Raw genomic sequence first — 11,673 nt, forward strand, 5'->3', positions numbered from 1 at the left:
GTCACCGTGCATGCGAGGCGGCGAGCGTGATCAGGCCAGTCGCAATGAAGCCAAGCGCAATAAGGTCAAGTGCGGTGGCCTTGCTATCCGTTGCCGAGTTGGAGAACGCAAGCCAGGTCAGGAGAATCTGCGTGCCGAAGGTAATGATCGCGTAGGCGACAAAGGGGGGCAGTTTTCGCAGGATGACTGCGTAGAGCACGAACGAGCCGCCGTAAAGAACCAGTGCGCCACCACCATGGGTCATTGCGCTTCGATTAATCAGCGCGGCCCCGTCGCCTGAGGTCGACGCGCTTCTGAGCAGGAGTGTCGCACCGGTATTGGCCAGAATGGCCAATAGCATCTGGATAATGGTGAATGGTGTCATTCAGCGTCGCTCGCTTTGCATGTGTTGATTCGGCGACATCGTTAGCCGCCGGCGTACATCAGTGAATGGTGGCCAGTACCGCTACGATGGCGCCAAGAACAAAGATCACTCGGCTGGTTCTGTCCGTGGCGGCGAAGATGACCGGGTCATCGTGCATGGCGCCGCGATGGGCGATGATCCAGATTCGGCTGATCCAGTACAGAAGCATCGGGCACAGCATCCAGAGAAACTGTGGGTGCCTGTAGAGCTCCTCACTCGCCGTACTGTTGATGTACAGGGCGAGCACGAGCACGCTCAGATAGCCACTGGCTCCGCCGAGCGATGCGAGAAGCTCATAGTCTGTGGTGAGGTAGCCGCGGCCATGGGCCTGGCTTATTCCCCGTTCTCGCTGAGAGTTCAATTCGGTGTAACGCTTCAGAATTGCCAGACTCAGGAAAAAGAACATCGAGAAGGCGAGCAACCAGAACGACGGAGCCACCCCAATGGCAGCGGCGCCCGCAATGATGCGAATGGTGTAAAGCGCAGCCAACACCACCACATCCAACATGGCTATCTGCTTGAGCCGGAGCGAGTAGGCAGTCGTCAGTACGTAGTAAATCAGCAAGGTCAGGGCAAATTCCGGAGAGAGTGCCCATGCGCCGCCCAGAGACAACAGTGTCAGCAGAGGTGCGGCAATCATTCCGCCGAGGATGGGCAGATGGCCAGATGCGAATGGTCTGTTCCGCTTGCGCGGGTGCCGTCGATCGGCGGTCAGGTCAAGAAGGTCATTGACCAGATAAACGCTGGAGGCACAGATGCCGAAAAGAAGGAAAGCTACGCCCGCGTGTACGACAGCAGAGGGTACGAGTAACAAGTGCGCGACCACGAGCGGTACAAACACGAGCAGGTTCTTAAGCCATTGATGAAGGCGAAGTGCCCTGATCCATGCCAGTGCGCTCGGGCGCTCCGCCTCGAGCTCATGGACCGCCTCGCATACCGTTGCGGCTTTCGCTGCCAGATCGCTGTTGGCATTGACGACATAGGCCTGGCGAGCGTGCTTCCAGACCTTCATGTCGCGAAGCTCGTTTCCAGCGTAGTCAAATCCTCGGCTGCCAAAGCGAGCCACAAGTGCCTCGGCCTTATGTGACCCAGCGAGATTCCGATCACCGTCACTAGCCATGACTTCTTCAAACAGCCCGAGCTCGGACGCTACGGAGTCGGCCAGGAGTCTGTCTGAAGCCGTGCAGAGCACGCGCGGACGCGAGTCCGTTGTCCGGAGAAGCTCAAGGACGCGCTGGTCGTACGGAAGGTTGGCGTTGTCGAGGGCGACGCGATGGGCGATTTCGCGCTTCAACTGGGCCCTGCCGCGCATAAGCCAGACAGGCACCAGCAGAGATAGCCAAGGGGCTTTTCCAAGCATCGCCAATAAAGATTCAAGCAAAAGGTCACTGCGCAGCAGCGTGCCATCGAGATCGACACATAGTGGAACAGTGGCCGGCGCTTCTTGCGCATGGGGAGATGTCTTCAAGCTTCCTCCAGAAGAACATTTAGATCGCGTATGAACGATGCCGCAGTCGGGTTACGCCCATGAGGGCGATGGGTGGTGATCCGGGTCCCCTTTCTTTAGTCGCGGGCCGCCCTTTCAGGAGACCCTCCCACCATCTGGACCGCTCTGGGTCTTGCCACGTACTGGATTCAATCCGGTGCCGCCTCGTGTTTCACGAGGTAAGCAAATTGCCGATCTCTTTTGTGCGGCGCTCCATCAATGCCACGTCGCCACGGCTTTCCACATTGAGCCTTAGTAGCGGCTCGGTGTTTGAGCTACGCAAATTGAATCGCCAATCGCCGAAATCGGCACTCACACCATCAGTGTAGTCCACGGTGGGTTGGCTGCCTGCGTAGAAATCCATGACCTTCGCAATGGCGGCTTTGGCATCAGCGACTTTGAAATTGATTTCGCCACTGCACGGGAAGGCCGCCATACGATCCTCCACCATCTGGGCCAGAGACTGTCCCGTCGAAGAAATCAGACTGGCGATCAGAAGCCAGGGGATCATCCCGGAGTCGCAATAGGCGAAGTCGCGGAAATAGTGATGCGCACTCATCTCGCCACCGTAGATGGCATTTTCGGAGCGCATCCGCTCTTTGATGAACGCATGGCCGGTCTTGCTCATCACCGGGATGCCGCCGGCGGCTTCCACCATCTCGATGGTGTTCCAGGTAAGGCGAGGGTCGTGGATGATCTTGGCGCCTGGGTGCTTGCGCAGCAGGGAGGCAGCCAGCAAGCCTACGAGGTAGTAGCCTTCGATGAAGCGGCCCGTGGCGTCGAAGAAGAAGCAACGATCGAAATCGCCATCCCAGGCCACACCAAAGTCGGCGCCACTGTCGATCACCGCTTTGGCGGTGTCATGGCGGCATTCGGGCAGCAGCGGATTGGGGATGCCGTTGGGAAAATTGCCGTCCGGCTGGTGGTGCACCCGGATGAATTCAAAGGGCAGGTGCGGAGCCAGCGCGTCGACCACCAGGCCAGCGCCGCCATTGCCGGCGTTGACGACAATCTTCAGTGGCTTGAGTGTGTCCCGCTCAAGATAGCCGAGCAGGTGTTCAACGAAGGCGGACCGATCATGGTGCGTGCGCACGTTACCGGTCGGCGGCAGCTCGGGCACGGGCTGCTCGCAGGCGTCGCGAATCGCGAACAGGCCGGAGTCGCCGCTGATGGGGCGCGAGCCCTCACGCACCAGCTTCATGCCGTTGTAGTCCATGGGGTTATGGCTGGCGGTTACCATCACACCACCCGCTGCCTTCAGATGAGCTGTCTGAAAGTAGACTTCTTCGGTACCGCCCACGCCGATGTCGATCACGTCGCGTCCGCCGCGGCGAAGACCTTCGGCCAGTGCAGACTGAAGGCCTGGGCTGCTTAGCCGCACATCGCGACCAAGCACGACAGGGCCAGCATCGAGCTGGTTGGCCAGCGCAAAGCCGATGCGCTGGGCCAGTGTTTCGTCGAGTTCATCGGGAACCCGGCCGCGAATGTCATAGGCCTTGAAGCAACGCAGATCCATTACAGCGACTTCCTTACAAGCGATCATCGGGGAGGCTGGCGTCGTCGTGGCCAACGCATCTTTTGGAGCTGGTCGTGTTGACTGCCTGTCGTGGGACAGGAGTCACGGCTCCCCGAGGTTGGCCGGGGAAAGGCCGTGCACACGTCAGCCCAAAGGCTAGAGTTTACCTGCTCCCCGGCGGGAGGGCATGCGCGGCAAGGCGGTAGAGGTCGCGCGCTTCACCAAGGGGGTAAGCGCATCGCAGGCGCCTGGGCGGGGCTTGCAACGCGGCGCGCAGGTGCGGCGCGTCACCGGGCGACTTGGCCGGACCTCAGGGGTAGTGCCCAAGGGAGGTGGATTCCCCGCCCTTGGGCACCATGTGAAGATCAGCCGATGGCTGCTTCCAGCTCCGGAATAATCTTGAACAGATCGCCCACGAGGCCGAGATCGGCGATCTCAAAAATCGGCGCTTCGCCATCCTTGTTGATTGCCACAATCGTGCCGGCATCCTTGATGCCCGTCAGATGCTGGATGGCGCCGGAGATGCCGATGGCCATGTACAGCTCAGGGGCGATGATCTTGCCCGTCTGGCCGACCTGCAGGTCGCTCGGCACGTAGCCTGCATCGACCGCAGCGCGCGAGGCACCCACGGCGGCGCCGATCTTGTCGGCGAACTTGAAGATGATGTCGAAGTTCTCCTTCGACCCCACGCCGCGGCCGCCGGAGACCACCTTGCTGGCGCTCTGCAGGTCCGGGCGGTCGCTCTTGCCCGACTGCAGTTCGACGAAGCGGGTGTGTGAGGGCAGGGCGACGTCGATGTTCAGTGCCTCGACCGGTGCGCTGTTGGCGCCAGTGGCGGCAGCGGCCCACGACGCGGTGCGGATGGTGGCGACCACCGTGCTACCCGCGTCGGCTTCGACGGTGATGATGGCGTTGCCCGCGTAGATGGGACGCTTGAAGGTGTGTGCACCTTCGACGCTCATGACATCACTGACCTGCGCTACGCCGAGCAGTGCGGCGACGCGCGGCAACACGTCTTTGCCGAACGTGGTGGACGGAGCAAACACGTGGCTGTATCCGGCAGCGGCCTTGGCGATCTGCGGGGCCAGCACGGCGGCGAGCGGATGTGCGTTCTCTGCGCGGGCGATGGTGAGCACGCGGCTCACACCTTCGATCTTTGCAGCTTCGGCGGCGATGGCGTCGACGCTATCGGCCAGCACCAGCACGTCAATGGCTTCCGGCTTGATGGCTGCAGCGGCGCTCACGGCGCGCGCGGTGGAGGAATTGAGTTTGCCGCCCAGGTGTTCGGCGATGACGAGGATCTTGCTCATGTCATGTCTCCGTGAGGCTGCTTAGAGCAGACCCTTCTGCTTCAGCGCCGCGACCAGTTCGGCCGCATCCTTCACCATCACGCCCTTGCTGCGCTTGGCCGGCGCGGCGTAATGCGTGGTCTTGAGGTGGTCGTTGGCCGCCACACCCTGCGAGGCGAACTCGATGGTGTCGATCGGCTTGGACTTGGCCTTCATGATGTCCGGCAGCTTGATGAAGCGCGGCTCATTGAGGCGCAGGTCAGTGGTGATGACCGCAGGCAGCTCGGCTTCAATCACTTCCAGGCCGGCATCGACTTCACGGGTCACCGTGGCTTTGCCGTTGGCAATCTCGACCTTGCTGGCAAACGTGGCCTGCGGGCGATCCCAAAGCGCAGCCAACATCTGGCCCGTCTGGTTGGCATCGTCGTCGATCGCCTGCTTGCCCAGGATCACCAGGCCCGGCTGCTCTTTCTCGATCAGCTTCTGGAACACGCGGGCTGCGGTGAGCGGCTGCACGGCATCAGTGGTCACGACGTGAATGGCGCGGTTGGCACCCATGGCCAGACCGTTGCGCAAATGAGCGGTGAGATCGGCCGGGCCGATACCTACCACGACCACTTCCTCGGCTACACCCTTCTCGCGCAGGCGCAGAGCTTCTTCAAGGGCAATATCGTCAAACGGGTTGGCAGAAAGCTTGACGCCATCCGTCACCACGCCAGTGCCATCGGGTTTCACCTGAATGCGGACGTTGTAGTCCACGACGCGCTTGTAGCCGACCAGAATCTTCATCAGCGGTTCCTTCGAAATGCCGAGCGCCACAGGGCGCAGGAATTGGTACAAGCGCACATTCTAACCTGTGGGCAGGCTCAGTGCTCAGGCGTATGGTTCCCCGCGATGGCCGGGCCTGGGTGGTTGCCAGAAGGGGCGCGGATACCGCCCAGCCAAGGGGGAAGATTGGGGGCGGGGGTGGTGCTCACCGAGAACCGGGCCTGCAAGGCACTGAGCGCGTTCGCCAGGCGGTTTGGTCGGGTGGGGTCAGGGCGATATCATGCAGGCTCTCAAAGCCGACGCTTTCTGGGGCGAGCATCCAAAGGTGTATGTCAGATCCGCGACTATCGATTGTACTGTGCACCTATAACGGCGTTGCGTTTCTGCCGCAGCAGCTTGAAAGCCTGCTCAATCAGACACGCCTCCCAGATGAAATCGTCATCGGCGACGACAGTTCGCTCGACCACACCTGGGACCTGCTGCAGACATTCGCCGGGCGGGCTCAGTCTTCGGGTGTCGACGTCAAGCTGGTACGACACGCGACGAATCTGGGCTACGTTGGAAACTTCTCGGCCATGTTGCAACAGGCCACGGGCGACCTGCTGTTCCTGAGCGATCAGGACGATGTCTGGCGCGCGGATAAGCTGGAGGTCATGGCAAGCCGCTTTCAGCAAGATCGTTCGCTGGTCCTTTTGCACAGCGATGCGCGCCTGGTCGACGAGAAGGGTGACAGCTTGCGGGCCGGTCTCTTCGAGTCGCTTGAACTCAGTGAGATCGAGCGTCAAAGGGTACGGGCAGACGCCGCTTTCGACGTGTTGCTGCGACGAAACATCGTGACCGGTGCCACAGCGGGCATGCGTCGCATCGTGGTCGAGAAGGCGCTGCCGATTCCGTCCGGGTGGGTCCACGACGAATGGCTGGCGCTCGTTGCCTCGGTTATTGGTCGCGTCGATTTCATCGATGAGCCGCTCATTGATTATCGGCAGCATGGCAACAACCAGATCGGCATCCAAAAGCGAACCTGGAAGAAGCGACTCGATGATCTGTTGCTGCCCCGTGCCAAGGAGATTGGGGGGAAAGTGGCGCGGCTTGGGGGCTTCGCCGATCATCTTCGTACTATCGATCCTTTTCCGGCACATCAGCTCGAGCGCGTAAAAGACATGCAGGCACATCTTCTTGTTCGCGAGCAGATTCGTGGCGTGCGGGTCGGCAGGCTGATGTCCATTTGGCGTGAATACGCCAATGGCAGATATCGGCGATATGACACCGGTGCACGTGGTGCACTTCGTGATTTTCTAAGACGCGATTAGCCTCATTTTGTGCGGTGAATTCGCACAGAACCCTGCATGCAACAACTTAGCAAAGAGCTTCCATTCATGCCCATGGTGAAAGGCGAACGCGTCGCCATCCTGCTTTGCACTTTCAACGGTGAGCGCTACCTGCCCAGGCAGCTGGATTCCATCCTGGCGCAGGATCACAAGGACTGGGTCATCTACGTTTCCGATGATGGCTCGACCGACGGCACGCTTTCGATTCTGCAGAGCTATCAGCAACGGCTGGAGAGTGGGCGTCTGGTCATTCTGCAGGGGCCGCGCGCTGGATACGCGGCGAATTTCATGTCGCTTTTGCATCAACGGGCCGATGGCGACCATTACTACGCCTTCTGCGACCAGGACGACTGCTGGGACCCGGACAAACTGTCTCGCGCACTGGCGTGGATGCGCCTGCAGCCCGCGGATGTTCCCGCGCTTTACTGCGGCAGGACTCGTCTGATGAACAACGACGAGCAGACCATCGGCTACTCGCCGCTTTTTGGTCGGGAGCCAAGCTTCAGGAATGCCCTGACGCAGAGTCTCGCCGGCGGTAACACGATGCTGATCAATGCCAGTGGGCACGCGTTAATGGCACGTACGCCGCCGGGCGTACGCGTTCAATCGCACGACTGGTGGGCCTACTTGTTAGTGACCGCCTGCGGTGGGCGTGTTCACTACGATTCGAAGCCGTCTCTTGGTTACCGGCAGCATGGCGAGAACCTCATTGGTTCGAACGCGGGTATGCGTGATCGGCTCGCCCGTCTCTGGCACATGCTTGAAGGCAACTATCGCGAGTGGAATGACGCGAACCTGGCACTGCTGCAGCCATTTGATGCCAGCCTCACCCCGGAGAACCGCCTTGTGCTTGCGCTGTTCAAGGGCATGCGTGGTACAGGCTTCTTCAAGCGACTGTCGTCGCTTGTCCGTGGGGGCTTCTATCGGCAGACCCTGGCGGGCAATGTGGGCATGGTCGTCGCGGTCGCACTGCGCCGCTTCTGATGTAGGTCCGAAAACAGTGACGCCCCGTTGATCGGGGCGTCATGTCGAATGCTCTGGCGGGCTCAGAGATTCTGGTAGTTCGGACCCGAGCCACCTTCCGGCGTCACCCAGTTGATGATCTGGTACGGGTCTTTGATATCGCAGGTCTTGCAGTGTACGCAGTTGGCAGCGTTGATCTGCAGGCGCTTGCCCGCTTCATCTTCGACCATCTCGTAGACGTTGGCCGGGCAGAAGCGGGTGCAGGGGTTGCCGTACTCCACTGCGCACTTGGTAACGCACACGTTGGTGTCGGATACCTGCAGGTGGATGGGCTGGTCTTCGTCGTGCTCGGTGGCGGCGAAGTACACGCCGGCCAGCCGGTCGCGTGGCGCCAGTTCGCGTTGCACGTAATCGCGCTTGGGCTCTTCCTGCTGACCCAGCTTGTGCAGCGACGACCAGTCGGCCTTGTTCTTCAGCGTCCACGGGGAGGCGCCGCCGATGGCCGTTTCCCACGCGGCATTGAGCATGCCGAACCACAGGCCCTTCTTGAAGGCGGGCTTGATGTTGCGCACCTTCTTCAGCTCAGCCATCACGTCCGAGGCCCGCAGCCTGGCGTCGAAGCCGGCCGGGTTCAGCGCGTTGGCGGCCAGGTGTTCGGCGGCCAACATGCCGCTCTTGATCGCCTGGTGGGTGCCCTTGATCTTGGGCACGTTGAGCAGGCCGGCGGTGTCGCCAATCAGCAGGGCGCCCGGCATTTCCACCTTGGGCAGCGATTGGTAGCCACCGGTGACAATGGCGCGCGCGCCGGCTGACAGGATGGTGCCGCCTTCCAGCAGCGACTTCACCGTCGGGTGGTTCTTCCACTGCTGGAAGGCTTCCCACGGCTGGTAGTTGGGGTCGGTGTAATCCAGGCCGCTGACATAGCCGAGGGCGATGCGGTCTTTGTCCAGGTGATACAGGAAGCTGCCGCCGTAGGTGTGACTGTCGGCGGGCCAGCCGAAGCTGTGCACGATCTTGCCCGGCGTGACGCGACCCGCTGGCAATTGCCACAGCTCTTTGATGCCGATGGAGTAACCCTGCGGGTCGCTGTCCTTGTCCAGCGCGAAACGCTTGATCAGCTGCTTGGTGAGGCTGCCACGCGCGCCCTCGGCAAATACGGTGACCTTGGCCTTGATGTCGATACCCTGGGTGTAGCTCGGCTTGTGCGAACCATCCTTGGCCACGCCCATGTCGCCGATGCGCACGCCAGCGACCGAGCCGTCTTCGTTGAAGACGGTGTCGGCGGCAGCAAAGCCCGGGAATACGTCAACGCCAAGCGCTTCGGCCTGCGGTGCCATCCAGGCACACATCGCGCCCAGCGACACGATGATATTGCCGTGATTATTCATGCCTGGGGGCACCGGCAGCTTGCGCGCGCCGGTCTTGCTGAGCAGCCAGAACTCATCCTCGGTGGCCGGCACACAAATCGGCGGCGGATTGTCGCGCCAGCCTGGCAACAGCGCGTCCAGCGGCTGCGGTTCAATGACCGCGCCGGACAGAATTTGCGCGCCGATGGTCGAGGCCTTCTCGATGACGCATACGCTCAGTTCCGGCTTGAGCTGCTTCAGGCGGATGGCAAACGAAAGCCCGGAAGGGCCTGCGCCAACGACGACAACGTCATATTCCATGGTTTCGCGGTCGCTCATGGCGGACTCCAGCTGATCGTATGCGGCAGTTTCCGTTCCCGGACGTATGGAACGGTCAAACCGGCATTGTCCGGATTCGGGCAGCGACGGGCAACGGACGCCGGTCAGATCCTTGCAATCCTTTCATCCCTGGTGGTGATAATCACCTCCAGGAAGATCCACGGAAGACATGATGAACCTCCACCAGCCATCGATCAGTGATCTCGACCTGCGCCGGGCGACCATGTGCCAGCTATTGCATTGGCTTGCCGTCGAGCGGGTGCAGCCACAGGGGCTGGCCGAGACGTATCTGGAGGCCATTGAGCGCGTCAATCCGCAGCTCAATGCCTATGTCGGTGTCAGTTCGGCCATGCTGCAGGAGCAGGCGCTGGCGGCGCAGCATCGCCGTCGCGACGGGGTCATCGGCCGGCTGGATGGTATTCCGGTGGCGCTCAAGGACAACTTCGACGCCGCCGGCTGGCCAACCCGTGCCGGCCTGGCAGGGCGGCGCAAAGTCGCGACCGAGGATGCCCATGTGGTGGCCCGTCTACGCGCTTCCGGGGCCGTGCTGGTCGGCAGGACCAACATGGACGAAGGCGCGCTCGGTGCGGTGACAGACAACCCCCACTACGGGCCGACGCACAACCCGCATCGCCACGGCTACACCGCGGGTGGTTCGTCCGGTGGCGCCGCAGCCGCTATCGCTGCGGGTCTGGCGGTGGCAGCAGTCGGTTCGGACAGCCTGGGGTCGATACGTATTCCCGCCAGCTACTGTGGTGTCTATGCGCTGAAGCCAACCCATGGCGAAATCTCCGCGCGCGGCATGGTGCCGGCCGCGCGACGGCTCGATACGGTGGGGCTACTCGCACGTAGCGCCGATGACCTGACCGTGCTGCTGCAAGTGCTTGCCGGTTATGACGCCGATGACCCGCGCTCGCGGCGCCGGCGCGTGGCGTTGTCGCCGCCGGACTGGGAGCCAGGTCGCCTGCGCGCGGGTTTCCTGCCTAATCTCGCCGCCCTCGGTGTGCAGCCCGACGTCATTGCCGTGTTTGAGGCGGCTTTGGCCAAGTGGCCGCATGAGTTGGGCGAGCGGCGGACGGTGGATTTTTCCGATTGGGATTTCGCCCGCACGCGCCGCGCCGGCCTGCTGCTGATGGAAGCGGAAATGCTTGGGACATTCGCCGCTGATCTTGCCGACACCGATCATCGCGTGTCCGAACATTTTCGTCGGCTGCTGAGTTACGCGGCCGGCAAGAGCGCCGCAGATTACGCATGTGCCGATCGCGTACTCGATGCCGCCACGCTCAAGATGCGCCGGCTGTTCGCTCAGATCGACGTGCTGGTGTTGCCCACCACGCCGCAGGGCGCTTTCCCGCTGGACGGCCTGGTGCCGGATTCGCAGGCAGACCTGACCAGCTTTGCCAGCCTGGCCGGATGTCCCGCCGTGAGCATCCCCATGGGCTACCTGCCCGATGGGATGCCGATCGGGTTGCAGCTGGTGGGCGCGCGAGGGTCGGATCTGCGGCTGCTTGAGCTTGCTTCGGTATGTGCCGCGACGCTGGATGTGGAACCGACGTTCCCGGGCATCCACTGATCTGCATCGCGGTCGGAAGGTAGATGTGAGCTTGTTCGATGATGTGTCGCGTGAGGGCTGGCAGCAGTTGCCGCTGCCGGGTGCCGAACTGTCGTTGTGGCCGCATTGGTTGGATGGTGCGCAAGCCGATGCACTACTCGAAGCGTTGCTCGCCACCGTACCCTGGGAAACCCATCGCATCCGCATCTTTGGGCGTGAGGTCGATTCGCCTCGTCTGAGTTGCTGGATGGGCGATGCCGACGCGACCTACGTTTATTCACGTACGCGCTTCGAACCCCACCCATGGACGCCGGCGTTGACTGCATTGCGTGCGCAGATCGAAGCGGCCTGCGGCGCGCGCTTCAATAGTGTGCTGGCGAATCTCTATCGCAGCGGCCTGGATTCCATGGGCTGGCACAGCGACGATGAGCCGGAACTGGGGAGGCACCCCGTGATTGCTTCCTTGAGCCTGGGGGCCGTCCGTCGCTTTCGGCTGAAGCCGCGCCGCCCGGAGAACGCAGGCGACGTCTGCGCTATGGAATTGGGGCACGGCAGCCTGCTGCGCATGGCAGGCGATACTCAGCGGCTGTATCTGCACAGCCTGCCGAAGACCAGCGCGTCGATCGGGCCGCGCATCAATCTCACCTTTCGCTGGGTCGATGCCGCGCTGCGCGCGTGAACAC

At 62.0% G+C, this 11,673-nt stretch carries 10 protein-coding genes; 4 read left to right on the forward strand and 6 right to left on the reverse strand.

The window, feature by feature from the left end; translation table 11 throughout:
• Position 1 precedes the first annotated feature (1 nt).
• The 5 genes from OQE56_RS05310 to OQE56_RS05330 all read right to left on the reverse strand — a co-directional run bounded on the left by OQE56_RS05310 (position 2) and on the right by OQE56_RS05330 (position 5,483).
• Positions 2-364 carry a hypothetical protein gene (locus OQE56_RS05310; protein ID WP_267222282.1) on the reverse strand — a complete coding sequence of 121 codons (363 nt, stop codon included), beginning with the start codon at positions 362-364 and terminating at the stop codon, positions 2-4.
• Positions 365-422: 58 nt separating this feature from the next.
• Complete coding sequence (locus OQE56_RS05315) at positions 423-1,871, reverse strand: UbiA family prenyltransferase (protein ID WP_267222284.1); 1,449 nt, start codon at positions 1,869-1,871, stop codon at positions 423-425.
• Between the two features lie 190 nt (positions 1,872-2,061).
• Positions 2,062-3,405, reverse strand: coding sequence for a phosphohexomutase domain-containing protein (locus OQE56_RS05320; RefSeq protein ID WP_267222286.1), 1,344 nt, complete (start codon positions 3,403-3,405; stop codon positions 2,062-2,064).
• A gap of 365 nt (positions 3,406-3,770) precedes the next feature.
• The gene (locus tag OQE56_RS05325) at positions 3,771-4,715 is read right to left on the reverse strand and encodes an electron transfer flavoprotein subunit alpha/FixB family protein (protein ID WP_267222288.1); all 945 of its coding nucleotides are present in this window, start codon (positions 4,713-4,715) and stop codon (positions 3,771-3,773) included.
• A 21-nt stretch (positions 4,716-4,736) separates the two neighbouring features.
• Positions 4,737-5,483: an electron transfer flavoprotein subunit beta/FixA family protein gene (locus OQE56_RS05330; protein WP_267222290.1), complete on the reverse strand. Its 747-nt coding sequence runs from the start codon at positions 5,481-5,483 to the stop codon at positions 4,737-4,739.
• Positions 5,484-5,791: 308 nt separating this feature from the next.
• On the opposite strand from OQE56_RS05330, the gene OQE56_RS05335 reads away from it, so the two are divergent.
• Positions 5,792-6,772, forward strand: a complete 981-nt coding sequence (locus tag OQE56_RS05335; RefSeq protein WP_267222292.1) for a glycosyltransferase family 2 protein — start codon at positions 5,792-5,794, stop codon at positions 6,770-6,772.
• 66 nt (positions 6,773-6,838) lie between these two features.
• Positions 6,839-7,774, forward strand: coding sequence for a glycosyltransferase family 2 protein (locus OQE56_RS05340; protein ID WP_267222294.1), 936 nt, complete (start codon positions 6,839-6,841; stop codon positions 7,772-7,774).
• A gap of 62 nt (positions 7,775-7,836) precedes the next feature.
• Here the strand turns inward: OQE56_RS05340 and OQE56_RS05345 are convergent, their stop codons facing one another.
• Positions 7,837-9,438 (reverse strand): electron transfer flavoprotein-ubiquinone oxidoreductase, encoded by a 1,602-nt coding sequence (locus OQE56_RS05345; RefSeq protein WP_267222296.1) that lies wholly within the window; start codon positions 9,436-9,438, stop codon positions 7,837-7,839.
• A 172-nt stretch (positions 9,439-9,610) separates the two neighbouring features.
• Between OQE56_RS05345 and OQE56_RS05350 the strand changes: the two genes are divergently transcribed.
• Both OQE56_RS05350 and OQE56_RS05355 read left to right on the forward strand, forming a co-directional pair.
• Positions 9,611-11,011, forward strand: a complete 1,401-nt coding sequence (locus tag OQE56_RS05350; protein ID WP_267222298.1) for an amidase — start codon at positions 9,611-9,613, stop codon at positions 11,009-11,011.
• A 31-nt stretch (positions 11,012-11,042) separates the two neighbouring features.
• Positions 11,043-11,669 (forward strand): alpha-ketoglutarate-dependent dioxygenase AlkB family protein, encoded by a 627-nt coding sequence (locus OQE56_RS05355; RefSeq protein WP_425601607.1) that lies wholly within the window; start codon positions 11,043-11,045, stop codon positions 11,667-11,669.
• Positions 11,670-11,673 lie beyond the last annotated feature (4 nt).

The sequence above is a fragment of the Dyella silvae genome (assembly GCF_026421305.1).
Taxonomy (GTDB): domain Bacteria; phylum Pseudomonadota; class Gammaproteobacteria; order Xanthomonadales; family Rhodanobacteraceae; genus Dyella; species Dyella silvae.